Origin of the sequence: Thauera sp., assembly GCF_047601425.1 — a bacterium.
Taxonomy (GTDB): Bacteria; Pseudomonadota; Gammaproteobacteria; order Burkholderiales; family Rhodocyclaceae; genus Thauera.
The window spans coordinates 508,213-529,676 of record NZ_JASGJL010000002.1; the positions used below are offsets into that span (position 1 = coordinate 508,213).

Consider the following 21,464-nt stretch of genomic DNA (forward strand, 5'->3'; position numbering starts at 1 on the left):
GTGTCGGCGCGTGGTTCAGCGCAGCTGGGCGCCGGCCAGTTCGCCCAGCGTCATCAGTGCGTGGACGTGGCGGTCGCTGAAGGGGTAGCAGCCCGACAGGCGCAGGTGGCGGTCGTAGCGGCCCGAGGGCGAATAGAGCTTGCCCGGCGTCATGCCGATGCCGCGGCGCAGGGCGAGATCGAACAGGCGGTTGGTGTCGCAGCCTTCGGGCAGTTCGACCCACACCAGGAAGCCGCCGCCGGGCCGGGTGGCGCGCGTGCCAGCGGGAAAGGCGTCGTGGATCAGGCCGCGCAGGCGCTCGGTCTGGGCGGCGTAGGTGCGGCGCAGGCGGCGCATGTGCTGGGCGTAACCGCCGCTTTCGAGGAAGCGGCCGATCGCTTCGCACAGCAGCGCCGGCTGCGCCACCGAGGCGCAGAACTTGAGCTCGGCCAGCTCGCGGCCGAAGCGGCCGCCTTCCAGCCAGCCTATCCGCATGCCGGGCGCCAGCGTCTTGGTGTAGGACGCACAGACGATGATCCAGCCGTCCCGGTCGAAGGCCTTTGCCGCCGGCTGCAGCGGCGTGCTGAACTGCAGTTCGGCGTACAGCGCATCCTCGATCACCGGCACCTGGTAGTCGTGTGCCAGCTCGGCCAGGCGGCGCTTGTTGGCAGGGCTCATGCTGGTGCCGAGCGGGTTGTGCACCGTCGGCATCGTCACCACTGCCTGCAGGCGTTCTTCCGACAGCAGCAGTTCGAGCGCGTCCAGCGACAGCCCGCCTTCCGGGTGGGTGGGGATCTCGATCGCCTTCAGGCCCAGGCGGTCGAGCAGCGGAATCAGGTTGAAGTAGGTCGGCGATTCGAGGCCGACGGTGTCGCCGGGCCGGGTGGTGGCGCGAAGCGCCAGTTGCAGCGCTTCCATGCAGCCGTTGGTCAGCAGGATGGCTTCGGGCTGCAGCTGCATGCCGAGCTCGGTGGCGTGGCGGCATATCTCGCGCCGCAGCAGCAGCGAGCCGGGCGGCAGCGAATAATCGGTGAGCAGCTCCGGATGGCGGCGGGTCAGCTCGGCGACGATGCGGCCGAGCTTTTCGCCCGGATAGAAATCGCTGCCCTTGGGGCAGGCCAGCGACAGGTCGATGGTGTCGGGGCGGGTCTGAGCCGCCAGTACGGTCGCGATGCGGCTCAGCACGGTGCTCTCGGCCGCCATCGCCGAACTCGGCTCGGCCACCGCGGCTTGCAGGGCGGGAGGCACGGCCAGCCGGGCGCGGACGAAATAGCCGGCTTGCGGCCGCGCGTCGACCAGGCCCTGGGCTTCGAGCTGGCGGTAGGCGGCGAGCACGGTGTTGATGCTGATGCCGCGGCTGGTGGCCGCTTCGCGCACCGACGGCAGGCGCGCGCCGGCAGCGAGGCGGCCGTCGCGGATGGCTTCGCGCAGTTCCTCGGTCAGCGCCTGGTAAAGCGGCGGAGGCAGGAGCGCTGGAGAGTGGGTTTCAGCGGGCACAGTACACGCTGCTTTTGCTGGATACAGTTGGTGTGGTTTTTTATCTGTGACCACTATAAATCCATTTTACTGGCGCTGTAACCATGAGCCGCCGATTCGTATAGTTCCTCCTCGATGCCCACAAGGAGAACGCCATGCTCGACCTGCCGCTGATGACCTACGTGGCCACGATGTCGGTGACGCCGGGGCCGAACAACATCATGCTCGCCGCCAGCGGGGTGAATTTCGGCTTTCGCCGCACGCTGCCGCACATGCTCGGCGTCAGCGTCGGCAGCAGCCTGCAGATGCTGATCGTGGCCAGCGGCCTGGCCTGGGCCATGGCCTGGCTGGATGCGCTGCGGCCGCCGCTGGTGGTCGTGGGCTGCGGCTACCTGCTGTGGCTGGCCTTGCGCCAGGCCCGTGCCGGCCAGCCGGGCAGCGGCGGACGGGCGAAGCCGCTCGGTTTCCTGGGCGCGGCGATGTTCCAGTGGGTCAATCCGAAGGCCTGGATGATGGGGCTGAACGCCGCGATCCTGTTCCTGCCGCCGAACGCGGGCTGGCAGGCGGCAGCCGGGCTGGCGCTGGTCTGCCTGGTGGTCAATCTGCCCTGCATCGCGCTGTGGGCGGGGGCGGGCGCACGCTTGCGCGAATGGCTGCAGCAGCCGGCGGCGCTGCGCATTTTCAATTACACGATGGCCGTGCTGCTCGCCGCGACCGCAGCATGGATCGCTGCGGACGAGGCGGGCATGTTTGCCTGACTCACTGCTTCTGCACGATGGCGCTGCCGCCGCCGTGGCGCAGCGGCTCGCTGACGGCGGTGACGGTGCCGTCGGTGTTGAAGCGGATGCCGTTGGCGGCGCCGATCTGATCGCTTTCCTTCCAGGCGTGGCCTTTCGCTTCCAGCGCCCTGGCCTGCGCGCTGCCCGGGAAGTTCAGCAAGGTCTCGACCTGGGTGGTGCCGGCGTTGCGCTGGCTCATGCGCGGCGCAGCGAGCGCGTCGGCCAGGCTCATGCCGAGGTCGACATGATTGACGATGGTCTGCAGCACGGTGATGATGATGGTCGAGCCGCCGGGCGAGCCGATCGTGAAGGCAGGGGCGCCGTCCTTCAGCACGATGGTCGGGCTCATGCTGGAGCGCGGCCGCTTGTAGGCTTCGGCGACGTTGGGGTGCGGGCCGCTGAAGTCGAAGTCGGTCATCTCGTTGTTGAGGATGAAGCCGCGCCCCGGCACGACGATGCCGCTGCCGCCCCAATCCTCGATGGTGAAGGTGTAGGCGACGATGTTGCCTTCGCGGTCGGACACCGTGAAGTGGGTGGTGTGCATCGACTCGTGCGCGAGCGGCCGCGGAGCCGGGCGCAGCGGTACCGACAGGTCGGTCTGGAACGGGTAGGGATCGCCCGCCTCGACCTTGCCCGCCGCGGCGACCGGGCCGATGGCCGTGGCGCGTTGACGCGCATAGTCCTTGGACAGCAGGCCGTCGCGCGGGACATCGACGAAGGCTTCGTCGGCGACGTAGGCGTTGCGGTCGGCGAAGGCCAGGCGCGAGGCCTCGAGGTAGAGATGCTCGGCTTCGGCGCGCGGCAGGCGGGACAGGTCGAAAGTCTCCAGCATGTTCAGCGCCAGGGCGATGGCGATGCCGCCGCTGGACGGCGTCGGCATGCCGTGGATCTCGTAGCCGCGATAGGTGGAGCGGATCGGCTGGCGGACGCGGGCCTCGTAGTCGGCGAGGTCGGCCATGCTGATATGGCCCGGAATGACGCTGACGCCGGGATTGGCCGGCGGGTAATTCACCGCGGCGACGATGCTGGCGCCGATCGGTCCCTCGTAGAAGGCCTTCACGCCGCCGCGGGCGATGTCGCGATAGGTCTGCGCCAGGTCCGGGTTGCGGAAATGCGTGCCGACCGGCAGCGCCTTGCCGTCCTTCAGATAGAGCGCCGAGGTCGTGGAAAAGCGCGCGAACTTGGCCTCGTTGCCCTTGTTGAGGCGGTGGAAGTTGCCATCGATGGCGAAGCCCTGCTCGGCGACGCGGATCGCCGGCGCGAGCACCTGTTCGAAGCCCATCGTGCCGTAGCGCGCCAGCGCGTCGTGCCAGCCGCGCACGGTGCCGGGCACGCCGACGGCCAGGCCGTTGGGGACGGCAGCCTCCCATTCCATTTCGCTGCCGTCGGCATTCAGAAAGACCGCCGGATGGAAGCGGGCGGGCGCCGTTTCGCGGTGGTCGAGCGCGATCACGCGCTTGTCCCGCGCCGAATAGATCAGCATGAAGCCGCCGCCGCCGATGCCGCAGCTGAAGGGGTCGGTGACGCCGAGCGTGGCGGCGGCGGCGACCGCGGCGTCGATCGCGTTGCCGCCGGCATCGAGGATTTCCATCGCCGCCTGGCTGGCATGGTGCGAGATGGTGGCGACGGCGCCGCCATGGCCAGTGTCGACTGCCTGTTTTTCGGCGGCCTGCTCCGCCCAGGCGCCGAAGGCAGCCATCATCAGGGCGGTGGCGACAAGCTTGCGGGTGGGATTCATGTCATTGCTCCATCGTGCTGGAGCAATGACGTTAGCACCCGGCGGAAAACTGCTTCAAGGAGGGACAACCCGGGCGGATGGCCCCCGGACGGGCGGGCTCCGTCGAGATGCGGGTGCAGCCGGGCAGGCCGCACCCGCGTGCTGGATCACAGCCCCAGTGCTTCGGCCGTGTAGCGCGCGATCATGCGCTCTTCGTTGGTCGGCACCACCGCCACGGCGACACGGCTGTCGGCGGCATCGATGCGGCGGGCATGATCGGCATTGGCCGCGGCGTCGATCTTCACGCCCATCCAGGCCGCCAGTTCGGCCACCTTCCGGCGCACCGGCGCGGCATGCTCGCCGATGCCGCCGGTGAACACCAGCGCATCCAGGCCGCCGGCCGCCGCCGCCAGCGAACCAAGCTCGCGGGCGATGCGGTAGCAGAACAGATCCACCGCTTCCCTGGCCTCGGCGGCGTCGGAGGCGAGCAGGGTACGCATGTCCTGGCTGATGCCGGAGACGCCGAGCAGGCCGGATTCCTTGTACAGCAGGTTGGTCAGGGCCTTGGTATCCATGCCCTTCTGCTCCATCAGGTAGAGCATCACGCCGGGGTCCAGGCTGCCGGTGCGGGTACCCATCATCAGGCCCTCGACCGCGGTGAAGCCCATCGTCGAGGCCACGCTCCTGCCGTCGCGCAGCGCGGTCATCGACGCGCCGTTGCCGAGGTGGGCGATGACGACCGCACCCCGGGCGCGCTCGCCGATGATGTCGGGCAACTGGCGGGCGACGTAGTCGTAGGACAGGCCGTGGAAGCCATAGCGCTTGATGCCTTCGGCCGAGAGCTTCCGCGGCAGCGCAAAGGCCTGGGCCACGGCCGGCTGGGTGCGGTGGAAGGCGGTGTCGAAGCAGCCCACCTGCGGGATCGACGGCATCAGTGCCGCCACCGCACGCACGGCGCGCAGGTTGTGCGGCTGATGCAGCGGCGCCAGCGGGATGAAGTCTTCCAGTTCGTCGATGAGCCTCGCGTCCAGCACCACCGGTGCGCTGTAGCGGTCGCCGCCATGCACGATGCGGTGGCCGGCGGCGGCAATTTCAAGGTTCGGATTGTGCGCCGTCAGCAGCTTGAAGACGTGGTCGAGCGCATCGCGGTGCTGTTCGCCCTGGCTGCCGCTGGCGTTCACCGCTTCCTGGATGCGCTGGCCGTCGGCCGTCTTCAGCGTGATTTCCGGGGTGGCGCCGATGCCTTCGACCTGGCCGGAGACGGCCGGCGCTGCGGCGACATCGCCGTTGATGGCGTAGAGCGCGAACTTCAGGCTGCTGGAGCCTGCATTGAGGATGAGGACCGCCTTCATGCTTTCAGCATCTCCCGCTTCTTGTGCGCCATCAACTGCACCACGGCGCACGAGGCGGCGCGGGTTTCGGCGGTGTCGGCACGGCTGGTCAGCACGATGGGCACGCGCGCGCCCAGCACCACGCCGGCCATCAGCGCGTTGGCGAGGTATTCGAGCTGCTTGGCGACCATGTTGCCGGATTCGAGGTCGGGCACGACCAGGATGTCGGCATTGCCGGCGACCACCGACTTGATGCCCTTGGTCCTGGCGGCGACCAGCGACACCGCGTTGTCGAAGGCGAGCGGGCCGTCGAGCAGGCCGCCCTTGATCTGGCCGCGGTCGGCCATCTTGCACAGCGCGGCGGCTTCGATGGTGGAGCGGATCTTGGAGGTGACGGTCTCGACCGCCGACAGGATCGCCACCTTGGGCTCGGGCAGGCCGAGCATGTGGGCGAGTTCGATCGCGTTCTGGATGATGTCGACCTTGTCCTCCAGCGTCGGCTCGATCATGATCGCCGCGTCGGTGATCATCAGCGGATGCGGGTAGGTCGGCACGTCGGCGAGGAAGACGTGGCTGATGCGGCGGCCGGTGCGCAGGTTCTTGACCACCTGGCTCATCATCTCGTCGGTGTGCAGCGAGCCCTTCATCAGCGCTTCGGCCTCGCCGTCGCGGCACATCGCGACAGCCCTTTCCGCCGAGGCGTGGCTGTGCTCGGTGTCGACGATGCGGAAGCCCTTGATGTCGATGCCGTGTTCTTCGGCCACTGCGCGGATCTTGTTCTCCGGGCCGACCAGGATCGGGTCGACCAGGCCGGCCTTGGCAGCCTGCACCGGGCCGGACAGCGATTCCTTGTCGCAGGGATGCGTCACCGCGATCGGGATCGGCGACAGGCCTGCCGACACCGACAGCAGGTGGCGGTAGCGCAGCTCGCGGTCCGAAATGGTGACTTCGGGCAGCACGACGCGGGTGCGCTTGATCTTCTGCGTCGGCGCCATGACTTCGGCGATGCCGTCGATGACCTTCAGCCCGTCCTGGTTGACCGCCAGGCAGTCGAAGATGATGTGGTGGTTGTGCTCGAATTTTTCCTTGCAGGTGACGGTGATCGTCAGCGTGTCGCCGATCGTGATCGGGCGCCAGAAGTTGAGCCCCTGCGAAACGTACACCGTGCCGGGGCCGGGGAATTCGGTGCCGAGCACGGTCGAGATCAGCGTGCTGCCCCACATGCTGTGGCCGACCACTTCGCGGAACTGGCTGGAGCGGGCGTATTCGACGTCAACGTGGGTCGGATTGACGTCGCCCGACATGGCGGCGAACAGGTGGATGTCTTCCGGGCGCAGGGTGCGCACCAGCTGAGCGAAGTCGCCGACCTGGATCTCGTCGAAGGTGCGGTTCTGGATGAACTGGGTGTCGGAATGTTCCATGGCGGATCCCTGATTTATATGTGCAGTGCAGCATGCGATTCTAGCCCCTGCCTGTGACGAATATAAGTGGAAAAGTGCGGCTTTTGTGCGTTGCGTCAATTTATGTGGGATTTGGTGGCGTTCGGCTGGGGTTTTCACGCATTTGCCATGCAATCCCTCACATTTCAGGCTGTGCCGCAGTGGTACACTCCGCGCCACTCATCAACCCGCTGGAAGATTTCCATGGAAGTCGTCGTTCTCGCCGCCGGTCAGGGCAAGCGCATGCGTTCGGTTCTGCCCAAGGTTCTGCAACCCATCGCCGGCAAGCCGATGCTGGCTCATGTGCTCGATGCCGCCCGTACCCTCGATGCCCGGCGCATCTGCGTGGTCTATGGCCATGGCGGCGAAGTGGTGCGCGAACACCTCGATGCCCCGGATCTGGCCTGGGCGCGCCAGCAGCCGCAGCTCGGCACCGGCCATGCCGTGCAGCAGGCCCTGCCGCACCTGACCGACGGCGACATGGCGCTGGTGCTGTACGGCGACGTGCCGCTGATCGGCGTGCCCACGCTGCGCCGCCTGGTCGCGGCAGCCGGCGGCGAGCGCCTGGCGCTGCTGACGGTGAAGATGGACGATCCTACCGGCTATGGCCGCATCCTGCGCGACGAGGCCGGCCGGATCACCCGCATCGTCGAGGAAAAGGACGCCACCGACGAAGAGCGCAAGGTGCGCGAAGTCAACACCGGCATCCTCGTCGCCCCGGTCGCCCGCCTGCGCGGCTGGCTCGGCCGCATCGGCAACGACAACGCCCAGGGCGAGTACTACCTCACCGACATCATCGGCCTCGCCGTGGCCGACGGCGTCGAAGTCGTCAGCGAGCAGCCCGATGCCTTCGCCGAGACGCTGGGTGTCAATAACAAGATGCAGCTCGCCGAACTGGAGCGCATCCACCAGGGCAACATCGCCCGCCGCCTGATGGAAGAGGGCGCGACCCTGATCGATCCGGCGCGCATCGACGTGCGCGGTTGCCTGAGCATCGGCCGCGACGTCGAGATCGACGCCAACTGCGTGTTCGAAGGCTCGGTGGAACTGGGCGACAACGTGCGCATCGGCCCCAACTGCGTGATCCGCAACGCGCGCATCGGCGCCGGCTCGCGCATCGAAGCCTTCAGCCACATCGACAGCACGACGATGGGCCAGGCCTGCGTGATCGGCCCCTACGCCCGTACCCGGCCGGGTACCGTGCTGGGCAGCGACGTGCATCTGGGCAACTTCGTCGAGGTCAAGAACAGCGTCATCGCCGACCATTCCAAGGCCAACCACCTGGCCTACGTCGGCGACGCGGACATCGGCAGCAAGGTCAACGTCGGTGCCGGCACCATCACCTGCAACTATGACGGCGCCAACAAGCACCGCACCATCATCGAGGACGACGTCTTCATCGGCTCCGACACCCAGCTCGTCGCGCCGGTGCGCGTCGGCCGCGGCGCCACGCTCGGCGCCGGCACCACGCTGACCAAGGACGCGCCGGCGGGGCAGCTCACCGTCACCCGCGTCAGGCAGATCAGCCTCGAACACTGGAAGCGCCCGGTGAAGCAGCCGCGCTGAGCGCCTGCTTCCCGTCATCGCCAACGAATCACACTTTCAAGGAAGCCCCGCCATGTGTGGCATCGTCACCGCCATTGCAAGCAACAACGTCGTCCCCGTCCTGCTGGAAGGGCTGCGCAAACTCGAATACCGCGGCTATGACTCGGCCGGCCTCGCCGTGCTGGCGGGCGAACTGACCCGCCTGCGTTCCGCCGGCCGCGTCGCCGAGCTCGCCGCGCTGGCCGACGACAGCAAGCTGTCCGCCGACATCGGCATCGCCCACACCCGCTGGGCCACCCATGGCGTGCCGTCCGAGCGCAATGCCCACCCGCACATCTCCGACGGCCTGGCGGTGGTGCATAACGGCATCATCGAGAACTTCGAGACCATCAAGGCCGACCTGCAGGCGCGCGGCTACGTGTTCACCTCCGACACCGACACCGAGGCCATCGCCCACCTGCTGCACAGCAAGCTGCAGACCACGCCCGAGCTGTTCGAGGCGGTGCGTCTGACCACCAACGAACTGATCGGCGCCTACGCCATCGGCGTGCTGGCCGAAAACGAGCCCGACCGCGCCATCGTCGCCCGCCGCGGCTCGCCGCTGCTGCTGGGCGTGGGCGAGGACGGCATGTACGCCGCTTCCGACACTGCCGCGCTGCTGCAGGTCACGCGCAAGGTCGTCTATCTGGAAGACGGCGACCTGGCCGAACTGCGCCGCGACAGCTACCGCGTGGTGCTGGCCGACGGCTCGCCGGTCGAGCGTCCGGTGCATCTGTCCAGCCTGTCGGCCGACGCGGTCGAGCTGGGCCAGTTCCGCCACTACATGCAGAAGGAAATCTTCGAGCAGCCGCAGGCGCTGGGCAACACGCTGGAAATGATCGCCGGCGGCGCCGGCATCTCCCCGCAGCATTTCGGCGCGCGTGCGGCCGAAATCTTCGACGGCGTGCGCCGCGTGCTGATCCTCGCCTGCGGCACCAGCTACCACGCCGGCTTCGTCGCGCGCTACTGGATCGAAGCCATCGCCAAGCTGCCGGTCACGGTCGAGATCGCCAGCGAATACCGCTACCGCGAATCCGTGCCCGACGCCGACACCCTGGTCGTCGTCATCTCGCAGTCGGGCGAGACCGCCGACACCCTGGCCGCGCTCAAGCATGCCAAGTCGCTCGGCATGGAGCGCACGCTGGCGATCTGCAACGTGCCGGAATCCGCCATCGTGCGCGAAACCGCGCTGCGCTTCATCACCCGCGCCGGCCCCGAGATCGGCGTCGCCTCGACCAAGGCCTTCACCACCCAGCTCGCCGCCTTCGCGCTGCTGACGCTGGCGCTGGCCAAGATCAAGGGCCGCCTGTCCGAAGCCGACGAGGAACGCCACCTCACCGCGCTGCGCCACCTGCCGGTCGCGGTGCAGAAGGTGCTGGAGCTCGAGCCCGAGATCGAGAAGTGGGCGCAGCGCTTCGCCGGCAAGGAGCACGCGCTCTTCCTCGGCCGCGGCAGCCACTGGCCGATCGCGATGGAAGGCGCGCTGAAGCTCAAGGAAATCTCCTACATCCACGCCGAAGCCTATGCCGCCGGCGAGCTCAAGCACGGCCCGCTGGCGCTGGTGGACAAGGACATGCCGGTCATCGCCGTGTCGCCCGCCGACGAACTGCTGGAAAAGCTCAAGTCCAACCTGCAGGAAGTCCGCGCCCGCGGCGGCGAACTCTACGTCTTCGCCGACGCCGGCAGCGAGATCCCCGAGTCCGAAGGCGTGCACATCCTGCACATGCCCGAGCACTACGGCATGCTGTCGCCGGTGCTGCACGTGATCCCGCTGCAGCTGCTGTCCTACCACGCCGCGCTGGTCAAGGGCACGGACGTGGACAAGCCGCGCAACCTGGCGAAGTCGGTGACGGTGGAGTAAACCGGGCGGGGTCGAGCGCCGGTGCTGAAGCCGATTCAGCGCTGGAGCCGAAAGCTGCTTCCGGCCTGTGAAAACGCCTCGCATTTTTTGCGAGGCGTTTTCGTTTCATGGCTCTGGAAAGGAAGTGCCGCCACGCCGGACGTTGACATCCGGCTCGTGACGCGGGCGGCGGTCTTGGGGTCCTGGTCCAGGCTTGTCAGCGCCCGGCCACGCCCCATGCCAGCACCGCCAGCCCCAGCAAGGCCGGCGCGGCGAAGCGCAGCGGGCGCGGCCTATAGCTCAGCATCAGGCCGATGCCGACGCTGGCCACCGATAGATAGCCCAGCCAGGCCAGGCTGCCGATGGAGGGGCCGCGTGCGGCGAGCGCCGGCGGCAGCGAGGCCAGCAGCAGGATCCAGCCGGCAGCGGTCAGCGTGTGCCGTGCTGCCGGGGTGGGGTGGCGGCCGAACACCTGTTTGGAGTGGCGTTCGGTGCCCAGGGCGATGGCACTGAAGGCGGCGAAGGCGAGGGCGAAGGCGAGAAAGTCCAGTGTCAGCATGTTCATCCGGCCTGCTCCGCGGTACGCAGCGCCGGGGCTGCGGCAGGAGTGGAAGGAGGGGTATCGGCCATGGGGGCATCCGCCGCAGCCTTGGTCGGCGCGGGCGCTTTCGCCGGGCGGGCCTTGTTCGGGCGGGCGCGGGGCACGTGCCGGATCACGCCGCGGGCGGCAAAGAACAGCAGCAGGCCGCAGGCGAATACCGTCAGGTCGAAGCCTGCCACCTGCCACTGGCCGTTCGCCAGGCTTTGGCCCAGGTGGGCGCCGCCGCTGAAGGCATTGAGCAGCGGCAGGGCGGTGAGCAGCGCGCCGGCGGCGACGAGCTGCTCGATCCACGCCCGCTTGTGGCGACGGAACAGGGCATGGACCAGCGTGAGCCCCCACACGCTGAAGAACGTGCGGATTTCCCACAGGTTGCGCTCGGCCTGCTCGACCGGAATCAGGCGGTTGGCCCAGAAGTAGGTGGCGATGGCGATCATCAGCCCGGCGACGGCGGCGATGTTGAGCACCTGCACCAGGCGGTGGCCGCGCGGCACGGGTTCGGTCGACGGTCCGTCCTTGGCGCGCGACACGACCCACAGCACCAGGCCGCTGGCGACCATCAGCGAGCCGAGCACGCCCGACAGGAACAGCAGCCAGCGCGGCAGCGGCGAGGCGAAGCGGCCCAGGTGGACGGCGCTGAGCACGTTCTGGATCGCCCGCACGGTGGACGGCTCGGTGGATGGCGGAGCTTCCATCAACTCGCCGCTGACGCCGTTGAACACCAGGCGTTCGGTGGCGCCGCGGTTGGCGAGGCTGTCGCCGCGCGCCTGGCGCAGTTCGATGATGGCGCCGGCGTCGCCGGGATGGGTGACGGAGATGCTGCCGACGCCAGCGTCCGGCCAGCGCTGTGCCGCCTCGGCGAGCAGCGGGGCGATGGGCGCGAGCGGCGCTGCCTGTCCGGTGGCGCGGGGTGCCGGCGCGGCGTTGGCCATGCCGCGCAGCTCGCGGCCATAGGCGGCGCTGTCGTCCGGATAGGCGGACGACACGGCCGAGGGCATCAGCATCGAACCCAGCAGCACCAGCCCGGAAAACGTGATGACGATGTGGAAGGGCAGCGACAGCACGCCGCTGGCGTTGTGCGCATCCAGCCACGAGCGCTTGCCCTTGGCCGGGCGGAAGGTGAAGAAGTCGCGGAAGATCTGGCGATGGACGATGACGCCGGTGATGAGCGCGATGAACATCGCCATCGTGGCGATGCCGACGATCCAGCGCCCCCAGACGCGATCCATGCCGTACAGCTCGAAATGGAAGCGGTAGAGGAAGTTGCCGCCGGCGGTCTGGCGGGCCTCGATCAGTTCGCCGGTGGCGGGGTCCATGATGGCGCGATGAACGCCGGGCTGCTGGCGGCCGCCGCCTTGTGCGGCAGGGGCTTGCGGGGCTGCGGCCGGCCGGGCTGCCGGCGTCTCGCCCTCGCCTCCCTCGTCCGCTTCCGCGCCGCGGCCTGCCCGGCGGTTGCCGTCGGCAGTACGCGGGCCATTCCGTTCGCCCTGCGCGCGCGCTGCGGCTGGAGCCGATTCGGCCGCTTCGCGCGCGGCCTGGGGCCGTCCGTCCGCACGTGCCCCGCTGCCCTGGGGGGGGCCGCCGCGCGTGTCGCCGCCGCGGCTTTGCGGATCCTGAGCCTGCTCGGGCTGGGCTTCGCGCCAACTCAGGCTGACCACGTTGCTGCGGGGGCTGGGCAGCGAGATCGACCATTGCTGGGCGCCGCTGCCGACGCGCTCCAGGGTGCGCAGCGCATTGGCGGCGGCCTGGCCGTCGTTTTGGGCGCGATGCAGCTCGGGCTGCATCCACAGGGTGATCTCGTTGCGGAAGAAGGACAGGGTGCCGGTCACGAATACCGCGAACAGCAGCCAGCCGAGCAGCAGTCCGGCCCAGGTGTGCACCCAGGACATGGACTGGCGGAAGTAGCGTGGCTTGTCGAATCTCATGCTGCACCTCCGGGGGCGGCCAGCCATTGCCAGGCGGCGAATACGGCTGCGGCGATCACCAGGCCGGCGGCCGCGCGCAGCAGCGTGGCGGCGGCGAACACCCAGATCACCGCGAGGGTGTAGATCAGGAACGAGAGCATGATGGCGGCCATCACCGCGTCGGTGCGCGGCAGCGGCAGGCCGACCGCGAATGCAGCGGCGGCCAGCGCAGCGACGCCATAGCTGCCGAAGACGGCCATGATCGAGCGCAGGGTGATGTTGAGGCTTGGCCGATGGTCGGCGAAGCAGGTGGAATAGGTATCGGCGGTATCGGCGGGTTTCATTGTCGTTTTCTCTGGTGGTGATATGTCGGCACGGCGGTGCGCCGGGCTGGAGGCATGCGTCAGCTCGAGTCGGCAAGCACGCCCAGTTGTCGCCATGCGGGCAGCAGAGTGCGCTCGAACGAGGCAAGCTGCCCTGCATCCGCGGCTTCGGGGTCGAGAGCGCGTACCGCGGCCAATAGCGCTTCGCCGCGCAGCGAAGGGTCGAGATCGCGAGCGTGCGCGGCCAGCATGGCGGGCCGCTCCACCGGCAGGCCGGAGCCGAGAGCCGGTGCTGCTAGCCAGCCGTGGCCGTGGCCTGCGGCGGCCGCGCGCCACAATGCGCGGTTGAGCCTTTGTGCCGGCGCGGCGGCTGCCGTTGGCAAGGCGGGGTGGAGATGACCCGCCCACAGCAGCATCTGGCAGGCCTGATTGAGCATGCCGCCGTGGCCGGCATAGGCCGGCAGGGCCAGCAGGCTGCCGAAGGAGGCCGGCCCGCTGGACAGGGCCTGCAGCAATGGCGAGAACATCTGCGCCGGCCCGTCGACCGGGCCGATGCGGGTATCGAAGCGCAATGCGCCGCCAGCAGGCGCGCCCGGCAGGGCGGCGAACTGCCGTGCCTGCAGCGCCTGGCGATGTTCGGCCGGAGTGAGCGGTTTCGGTCCGCGCTGGTAGATGTCGCGGCGCAGGGTCTGGTTGCGGGCGATGTCCTTGGCCGTTTCGCGCAGCGCCGCATCGCTCAGGGCGCCGATCGTCGCCTGCGTGCCGCCGGGCAGCGAGACCGCGTCGATGTTTTCCAGGGGCGTGGCGCTGCCGATGAAGCTGCATCCCGCCTGCTCCGCTGCCCCCAGCACGTCGGCCACGTGCAGCGGCTCCCAGTGGTCGCCCAGGAACTCGTGCGCCAGATGGCCTGGCGGATGCATCATGACTTGGTCGAGCTGCGCCCCGAGTTCCGGCACGACGGCGAACTGGCCGGCGCCGCCGTCGCGCAGCTTGCGCATCAATGCCAGCCCCGAAGCCAGGCCCGCCGTGGCGCCGGCGATCTCCGCGCTGCGCCGGAGCATGCGCTGCATCGCCATCATCGGCGCGCTGCCGGGTTGGGTCATGTAGGCCATGCAGACGATGCCGCCGGGCTTGAGCCAGCGTTCGACGATGCGCATCACCGCGCGCCGGTTGTCGGCCGAGATCCACGACAGCACACCGTGCATCACGATGAAATCCAGTTGCGGCAGTGCGCTGTCCTCCGCGCCGGCGAGTTCGGCGAAGCTCTGCTGCAGAAAATGGGCGTTGTCCAGTTCCGCTTGCCCGGCCAGCCCGCGGGCGTGTGCGATCGCCGCCGGGTCGAAGTCCACGCCATGAAACGTTCCGCCGGGATTGGCCGCAGCCGATATCAGTGTGGTCAGGCTCGGGCCGCAGCCCAGTTCGCACCAGGTGTAGGGAGCGCTTGCGTCCGGCGCGCGATGTCCCAGCGCGGTGGCGACTGCAGTCAGCCAGGCCGGCGTCAGTTCGCGATGGAAGAGCGCCGGATAGGCGAGCCCGGTGTGGTAGCCGTCGGTCCGCGCTTTCATCGTGCCGCTCCCGCCATCCAGCGCAGGGTGAGGGCGAGCGACGCAGGCAGCATGGGGCCGTGTTCCAGGTCTGGCAGTTCGCGGTACTGCGCGTCGAGCCCGGCCACCTTGTCCAGCCGCGAGACGAGGGCCGGCACGGCGTCGGCGGGCAGGACGGCCGTTGCGCGCTCGCGTTCGGCCAGGCGCGCGGCGGAAGGGGCAGGGCGCGTCCGGCGGCCTTCGGCGCCGCCCCGGAGTACCAGCAGGTGGGCATGCCGGCCGGCGAAGCTGCGGCCGAAGCCGTCTTCGAGCGTCAGCAGATGGCCGCCGCGCCACCACAGTGCAGGGCTGGCGGCAGCATAGTGGCTGAACGCGGCGGGCTGCGTGAGCAGGGTGTGGAGCACGAACAGGCCGCCATAGGAGTGCCCCCATATGCCCTGGCGCCCGGCATCGAGCGGGACGCGCGCGGCGAGCTCGGGTCTGACCCGGGTCTGGATGAAATCGAGAAAACGCCCGGCGCCGCCGTTCGACCGCGTGGGGTCGAGCGGATCGGTCTGTGGCCCTTCGCCGGGCAGCGGCGGCGTGTAGTCGTAGGCGCGGGCGACGACGTCGAAGCGCAGCGGCGTGTCGTAGCCGATGGCGACGATCACCGGCGGATCGGCCGTGGCCAGGGCGCCCAGCAGTTCGTCGTCGAGCGCCTCGATGGCGGCATTGCCATCGAGCAGGAAAATGGCCGGATAGCCTGCTGGCGGAGGTGCCAGGCGTGGGCGCGCGATCTGGATGCGGTAGCGGCGCTCGCTGCCCGGGGCTTCCAGCATCAGTGTCTCGAAGGTGTAGTGGGCCGAGCCCCGTTCCGCGATGTCCGGCTCGGGACCGCGTTCGAGGCTGGGCTGGGCGATGGCCGTGCCGCCGCACAGGGCGAGAACGGCGGACATCAGGACGAGGGCGAAACGCATCGCATGCATGCAGGGGCGGCCGAAAATCAAAAAGCGTCCGGCTTTCGCCGGACGCAGGACAGCGCAATGCCTGGGGCTTTGCGGCTGCCGGTTCAGAATGAGGCGGTCAGCGTTGCGTAGTAGGCGCGGCCGGGTTCGTTGTAGGTGTTCGCGCCGGCGGAACTGCCGTTGCCTTCGCGGTACAGGCGCTTGTCGAACAGGTTGCTGATGCCGACGCGGCCCTTCAGGGTCTTGCTGAAGGTGTAGCCGGCGCTGATGCCCCACAGGCTGTAGGCTTCGCGCTCGTTCAGCGAATTGCCGGTGGCCGTTCCGCCGGTGCTGATGTTGGTGGTGCGCGGCTTCTGCTTGCCGTAGAAGGTGCCGGTGACGACGAAGGAGAGCTTGTCGGTGGCCTGCCAGTCCATCGTGGTATTGACGGTGTATTTCGGAATGATGGACAGCGGCTGGCCGTTCTTGTCGTGGTGCTTGTCCATGTAGGTGAAGTTGTTGATCCAGTTGATGTTGTGCGCGACCGGGATCAGCAGGTTGCCTTCGACGCCGGCGATGGTGGCGTCGGTGGCGTTTTCCCACTTCAGCACCGAGCCGGTGACGAGCCCGCCGGTGTTGTAGTTGATCTCGCCGGAGGTGATCTTGTTCTTGTACTTGTTGTGGAAATAGGTCAGGCCCGCGTTCCAGCCGTTGGCGGTGTAGTTGATGCCGATTTCCTTGTTGACGCTGACCTCCGGATCGAGATCGGGGTTGCCCAGCACGTAGCATGGGCCGGTCATGCCGATCGGGCAGCCATTGCCCATCGTGTTGTACAGATAGTTGGGGTTGATCTGGTACAGGTTGGGGGCCTTGAAGGCGCGGGCGACGCCGCCCTTCAGCGTGAACTCGGGCGTCATCATCCACGACGCATTGAGGGACGGGCTCCAGTTGTTGCCGAATTCGCTGTGGTGGTCGAAGCGCAGGCCCGGGGTCAGGATGACGTCCTGGGTGAGTTCGATGTTGTCTTCGACGAAGACCGAGGTCAGCGTGGCCTTGGATTCGGTGTCGCGCTGGTCGGCGGGGACGACGCCGGGCCAGTTGATGCCGCCGGAGACCGCGTTCTGCACCGAGCGCGGATCGTCGAGCTTCGTGTTGTTCCATTCGACGCCTGCGGTCAGCACGTGGTTGACGCCGAGCTTGAAGGGGATATCCACCTGGCCGTTGAGGGTGAGGTTGTCGAGCTCGCTGGTGAACTTCTGGTTGCTGTTGATGTTGCCCTCGCCGCCGCCCGCCGAGCCTTCGCCGAGACGGCTGTTGCGCGTGTTCTCGTACTGGATGTAGCCGCTCGACTTGCCGAAGGCCCAGTCGCCCTTGTGCGTGATCGCATAGGTGCGGCGGGTCATGGTGTTGGTTTCCTTGCCGAGGAAGGTTGCCGGGTTGGTGCCGGTAGCCTGGTTCGGGTCGGTGGCGCTGGAGCCCAGGTTGGTGTCGCCGGCGTAGATGTTGCCCTGGCGGGAATAGCCGTAGTCGAAGTCGATCGTCTGCCCCTGCACCGGCTTCCAGCGCAGCGTGGTCTTGATGTCCTTGTTCCTCACCCCTTCGCGGCCGGCGGCAGTGCTGCCGACGGTCTCGTCGAGGTTGATGTCGGGCGCGTCGGCATCGGTCTTGTTGTAGTTGCCATAGACGCGGAAACCGAACTGGTCGTTGATCGGGCCGCTGGCGTTGAAGTTGATGCGCTGGGTGTCGCTCTCGTCGGAATCCTCCGGCTGGTTGGTGTATAGCGACACCGAGCCGCGCAGCTTTTCCGGGATGCCCTTGGTGATGAGGTTGACCACGCCGCCGGCCGCGCCGCTGCCGTAGCGCGCTGCTGCCGGGCCGCGGATGACTTCGATGCTCTCGACTTCCTCGGCCGGCACCCAGTTGCTGTCGCCGCGCGTGTCACGTTCGCCGTTGCGGCTGTAGCGCACCGAGTTGCGTGACGTCACCGGCTTGCCGTCGATCAGGATCAGGGTGTTTTCCGGGCCCATGCCGCGCAGGTCGATCTGGCGGTTGTTGCCCCGTGCGCCGCTGGCGGCGTTGCCGGTGAGATTGACGCCCGGCATGCGGCGGATGATGTCGGACAGGTCGTTGGCCGGCGGGCGCTTCTCGATGTCCTCGGCGGTGATGACGGAGACCCCCGGCGCCTGCTTCAGCGTTTCCTCGGCGGTGCCGAGCACCTGCACCTCGGCGAGCGTGGCATCGGCTTCCGCCGTTTGCTGGGCGAATGCGCTGTGTGCGGGAAGGCAGACAAGGCCGATGGCGGCGACGAGCGGCTTGAGACGGAACGAGGTGAAGGAATTGGGAGAGGAGCGGCGCATCGTGTTCTCGTTGTGCGGGGGCGATGAAAAATTCAGGGCATCGGTTCCATGGCATTGCTGCCGCCGGAGTCGTGCCAGAGGATAAATAAAATAATGATAATCATACCTATTCAATATTTTCATATTTTGTCTGAATGTGTCAAAACTGTGGCGATCTGGCTTGACCTCCTGAGGTGCGGGAATTCCCGCGCGGACGTCTTCATGCCTCGCTGCTGGCGTCATGTCCGTGTGCCGGACAGGATGTCCGGCGGCAGGCCGGGGGCAGGATGAAAATCGTGCCCGGCAAAAGCCGGGCGCGAGGCAGTGCAAGGCGGGCCGGGCTGCCGCGCCGGCTCAGAACGAAGCGGTCAGCGTTGCGTAGAAGGTGCGGCCGGGCTCGTTGTAGGTGTTCGCGCCCTGGGCGGAGCCTGACGAGGCGCGATAGAGCCGTTTGTCGAACAGGTTGTTGACGCCCGCGCGCAGGTTGAAGGTCTTGTTGAACTGGTAGCCCGCGCTGAGGCCGTACAGGGCGTAGGCGCTGCGGACCTTCAGGCCGTCGCCGGTGACGGTGGTGTTGTTGGCCGGGTTGCGGTCGCGCGGTTCCTGCTTGCCGTAGAAGGTGGCGGTGGCCAGTACCGAAAGCTTGTCGGTGGCCTGCCAGTCCAGCGTGCTGTTGATCGTGTAGCGCGGAATCACCGACAGCGGCTGGCCGGTGTTCTTGTTCTTGCTTTCGATCATGTAGGTGAAGTTGTTGCGCAGCATCAGGATGCGGCCCATATCGCCCAGCAGCGGCACATCCAGGTTGCCTTCGAAACCGCGGATGATGGCCTTGCCGGTGTTGGTCCATTCGAAGGGACGTACCAGCGAGCCGCCGATGTTGATGAATTCGGGGATGTCCTGGTCGCCCATGTCGGCGATGATCTTGTTCTTGTAGTCGTTGTGGAAATAGGTCAGGCCCGCGCCCCAGCCGGCACGGTTCCAGGCCACGCCCAGTTCCTTGTTGATGCTGATCTCGGGGTCGAGATCCTCGTTGCCGAAGATGTAGCAGGGGCCTTGCACGCGCGTGCCGTCGGGCAGGTAGGGGCAGCCGTTGCCGCCGGTCTGGTACAGGTAATTGGGATTGGACTGGTAGAGGTTGGGCGCCTTGAACACGCGTGCGATGCCGCCCTTGACGGTGATCTCGGGCGTTGCTTCCCATGATGCGTTCAGGCTGGGGCTCCAGTTGAGGCCGAACTTGTCGTGGTCGTCCAGGCGCAGGCCGGGGGTGACCACCCAGTTGCCCAGCGCGATGTTGTCCTCGACGAACACGGCGCGCGTGTCGGACTTGCTGATCGCCGTCGGGTTGTTGTTGAGGGTCTGGCCGCGGGCGGTGGCGTAGGGATCTTCCAGCTTTTCCTTGCGGTATTCGAAGCCGACGGTCAGCATCTGCCGGATGCCGCCGATCTCCAGCGGCGTGTTGAACTCACCGTTCAGGAAGTACTGGTCCAGCTGGTTTTCCGAGGGCTTGGCATTGGCGCTGATCGAGCCTTCGCCGCCGCCCGCCAGGCCTTCGTTCAGGCGGCGGTTGGTCGTGCCCTCGTAGGCCAGCGTGACGCGCGAAGTGCGGCCTTCGCCGTAGTCGCCGCGGTGGGTGACGCTGCCGGTGCGGCGGTACATGGTGTTGGTCTCGGCGCCGGAGTTCGCCAGCTCCTGCATGGCGGCGTTGCTGCTGTCGAACAGGCGGTCGCCTGCGTAGATGTTGCCCTGGCGGGAGAAGCCGGCCTCGAATTCGAGCACGTGGCCTGCGGTCAGGTCCCAGCGCAGCAGGCCGTTGATGTCGCGGTTGCGCACGCCTTCGCGCCCGGCGGGCGGCGTCGCGTTGGGAACGACGGCCGAGGCGTTGATGTCGGGCTCGTCGGCATCTGTCTTGGCGACGTTGCCGTACAGGCGGAAGGAAAACTTGTCGGCCAGCGGGCCGGCGAGGTTGAAGCCGAGGCGCTGGGTGCTGGAGAAGTCCTTGTCCTGCGGCACCAGCGTGTACAGGGTGACCGCGCCGCTGAGGGTGTCGCTCGGGCGCTTGGTGATGATGTTGATCACGCCGCCGGCGGCGCCGGAGCCGTAGCGCGCGGCGGCGGGGCCGCGCAGCACCTCGATGCGCTCGACGGCGCTGGCAGGCACCCAGTTGGAGTCGCCGCGCGTGTTGCGCTCGCCGTTGCGGCCCATGCGTACCGAGTTGCGCGAGCTGACCGGCTTGCCGTCGATCAGGATCATGGTGTTTTCCGGGCCCATGCCGCGCAGGTCGATCTGGCGGTTGTTGCCGTAGGCGCCGGAGGAACTGTTGCCTGTCAGGTTGACGCCGGGCATGGTGCGGATCAGTTCCGACAGGTCGTTGGCCGGCGGACGTTCGGCGATGTCTTCCTCGGTGATGACCGAGACGCCGGGTGCCTGGCGCAGTTGTTCTTCGGCGGTACCGAGCACCTGTACCTCGGCGAGCGTGGCGTCCTGGGCGAATGCGGTGTGCGAGGAGAGGCAGGCAAGGCCGATGGCTGCTGCCAATGGCCTCAGACGGCGTGGAATGAGGAGGCTGGGGGAAGCGTGATGCATCGTCGTTCTCGCTGGCGGAAGTAAAAATACGCGGCACGGCAACGCCACCAGCATGACTGCGGGTAGAATCGTGTGCCCGGATAGATAAAGAAATAAGAATCATAATCATTAATAACTGTAATTGTTTGTCAGAATGTGGAAAATGTGTGTCATGACTGTGCCGTTGCGCGAATGTGCCTGTCCGCAAGGCGCGCGCCGGGCAAGCCATCGGCGGATACCCATGGACAACGGCACTTCCCTGCTCGAACGCTCCCGTCCGAAACCGGCCGCGGCGCGGCATTCCGGATGAATCATCGTGCCGACTGACGCTCCACGCATCCTGCTCATCGATGACGATCCCGAGATCCGCTCCTTGCTGACCAGCTACCTGGGCCGCTATGGCATGGAGGTGAGCACGGCTGCCGATGCCTGTACCGGCCGCGGCCTGCTGGCGCGCGAACGTTTCGATCTGGCGCTCGCCGAGGTCATGCTGCCGGACGAGGACGGGCTGTCGCTGTGCCGCTATCTGTATGAGCACTTGAAGCTGCCGGTCATCCTGCTGTCGGTGCTGGCCGATCCGGCGGACTGTGTGGCGGCGCTGGAACTGGGCGCCGACGACTACATCATCAAGCCCTTCGATCCGCGCGAACTCGTGGCGCGCATCAAGACCGTGCTGCGCCGGATGCGCAATGCGATGCGCAGCGCCGAAGCCATTGCGCCGGCAGCGAGCGAGGCGCGCTATCTGAGCTTCGATGCCTGGACCCTGGATATCAGCCGGCGCGCGCTGTCGCATCGGGATGGCCGCATCGTCGAACTGAGTGCAGTCGAGTTCCGCCTGCTGCTCGTCCTGGCCGAGCATCCCAACACCGTGCTGAGCCGCGAACGCCTGCTCGACCTCACTCATCGTGATGAGCACGGCGCCTTCGACCGCAGCATCGACACCCAGGTCAGCCGTCTGCGCAAGAAGATCGAGGAGGACCCGCGCCGCCCGCGCCTGTTGCGCACGGCCTGGGGCGACGGCTACCTGCTGTCGGCCGAAGTGACACGCATGAGTGCCTGAGCACGCTTCCGCTGGCGAAGAGCCTGTCCGCCGCTTCGAGCCTGCTGAAGCGGGTATTCGGAAATGGTG

The 21,464-nt window shown here is 67.7% G+C and carries 15 protein-coding genes; 4 read left to right on the top strand and 11 right to left on the bottom strand.

The features are described from left to right. Positions 1–15 precede the first annotated feature (15 nt). The gene (locus QM748_RS18915; protein ID WP_415248533.1) at positions 16–1,476 is read right to left on the bottom strand and encodes a PLP-dependent aminotransferase family protein; all 1,461 of its coding nucleotides are present in this window, start codon (positions 1,474–1,476) and stop codon (positions 16–18) included. A 134-nt stretch (positions 1,477–1,610) separates the two neighbouring features. Between QM748_RS18915 and QM748_RS18920 the strand changes: the two genes are divergently transcribed. Further along, entirely contained in the window at positions 1,611–2,213 is a 603-nt protein-coding gene (locus QM748_RS18920; protein WP_415248534.1) for a LysE family translocator, read from the top strand. A gap of 1 nt (position 2,214) precedes the next feature. On the opposite strand, the gene ggt is transcribed toward QM748_RS18920, so the two are convergent. From ggt to QM748_RS18935, 3 genes are all read right to left on the bottom strand, one after another. Next, a complete protein-coding gene (ggt, locus tag QM748_RS18925) occupies positions 2,215–3,972 on the bottom strand; it encodes a gamma-glutamyltransferase (protein ID WP_415248535.1) in 1,758 nt (585 codons plus the stop codon). Between the two features lie 146 nt (positions 3,973–4,118). Further along, on the bottom strand, positions 4,119–5,303 hold the full coding sequence (locus QM748_RS18930; RefSeq protein ID WP_415248536.1) for an acetate/propionate family kinase: 1,185 nt from the start codon (positions 5,301–5,303) through the stop codon (positions 4,119–4,121). Beyond that, positions 5,300–6,703: a bifunctional enoyl-CoA hydratase/phosphate acetyltransferase gene (locus QM748_RS18935; RefSeq protein ID WP_415248537.1), complete on the bottom strand. Its 1,404-nt coding sequence runs from the start codon at positions 6,701–6,703 to the stop codon at positions 5,300–5,302. The genes QM748_RS18930 and QM748_RS18935 overlap by 4 nt, the downstream gene beginning before the upstream one ends. 222 nt (positions 6,704–6,925) lie before the next feature. Between QM748_RS18935 and glmU the strand changes: the two genes are divergently transcribed. Both glmU and glmS read left to right on the top strand, forming a co-directional pair. Then, positions 6,926–8,287 carry a bifunctional UDP-N-acetylglucosamine diphosphorylase/glucosamine-1-phosphate N-acetyltransferase GlmU gene (glmU, locus tag QM748_RS18940; protein ID WP_415248538.1) on the top strand — a complete coding sequence of 454 codons (1,362 nt, stop codon included), beginning with the start codon at positions 6,926–6,928 and terminating at the stop codon, positions 8,285–8,287. A gap of 52 nt (positions 8,288–8,339) precedes the next feature. Continuing rightward, complete coding sequence (gene glmS / locus QM748_RS18945) at positions 8,340–10,166, top strand: glutamine--fructose-6-phosphate transaminase (isomerizing) (RefSeq protein WP_415248539.1); 1,827 nt, start codon at positions 8,340–8,342, stop codon at positions 10,164–10,166. Positions 10,167–10,362: 196 nt separating this feature from the next. Here the strand turns inward: glmS and QM748_RS18950 are convergent, their stop codons facing one another. From QM748_RS18950 to QM748_RS18980, 7 genes are all read right to left on the bottom strand, one after another. After that, entirely contained in the window at positions 10,363–10,710 is a 348-nt protein-coding gene (locus QM748_RS18950) for a DUF3325 domain-containing protein (protein WP_415248540.1), read from the bottom strand. Then, positions 10,707–12,668 carry a PepSY-associated TM helix domain-containing protein gene (locus tag QM748_RS18955; RefSeq protein ID WP_415248541.1) on the bottom strand — a complete coding sequence of 654 codons (1,962 nt, stop codon included), beginning with the start codon at positions 12,666–12,668 and terminating at the stop codon, positions 10,707–10,709. Before QM748_RS18955 ends, QM748_RS18950 begins: the two co-directional genes overlap by 4 nt. Next, positions 12,665–12,991 (bottom strand): iron transporter, encoded by a 327-nt coding sequence (locus QM748_RS18960; RefSeq protein WP_415248542.1) that lies wholly within the window; start codon positions 12,989–12,991, stop codon positions 12,665–12,667. The genes QM748_RS18955 and QM748_RS18960 overlap by 4 nt, the downstream gene beginning before the upstream one ends. Positions 12,992–13,050: 59 nt before the next feature. Continuing rightward, entirely contained in the window at positions 13,051–14,535 is a 1,485-nt protein-coding gene (locus tag QM748_RS18965; RefSeq protein WP_415248543.1) for a class I SAM-dependent methyltransferase, read from the bottom strand. Further along, on the bottom strand, positions 14,532–15,470 hold the full coding sequence (locus tag QM748_RS18970; protein WP_415248544.1) for an alpha/beta hydrolase: 939 nt from the start codon (positions 15,468–15,470) through the stop codon (positions 14,532–14,534). The genes QM748_RS18965 and QM748_RS18970 overlap by 4 nt, the downstream gene beginning before the upstream one ends. Before the next feature lie 92 nt (positions 15,471–15,562). Beyond that, on the bottom strand, positions 15,563–17,794 hold the full coding sequence (locus QM748_RS18975) for a FepA family TonB-dependent siderophore receptor (RefSeq protein WP_415248545.1): 2,232 nt from the start codon (positions 17,792–17,794) through the stop codon (positions 15,563–15,565). A 333-nt stretch (positions 17,795–18,127) separates the two neighbouring features. After that, positions 18,128–20,356: a FepA family TonB-dependent siderophore receptor gene (locus QM748_RS18980; RefSeq protein WP_415248546.1), complete on the bottom strand. Its 2,229-nt coding sequence runs from the start codon at positions 20,354–20,356 to the stop codon at positions 18,128–18,130. A gap of 295 nt (positions 20,357–20,651) precedes the next feature. Here QM748_RS18980 and QM748_RS18985 point away from each other — a divergent pair, with 295 nt between their 5' ends. Next, positions 20,652–21,395: a response regulator gene (locus QM748_RS18985; RefSeq protein WP_415248547.1), complete on the top strand. Its 744-nt coding sequence runs from the start codon at positions 20,652–20,654 to the stop codon at positions 21,393–21,395. Positions 21,396–21,464: the final 69 nt, after the last annotated feature.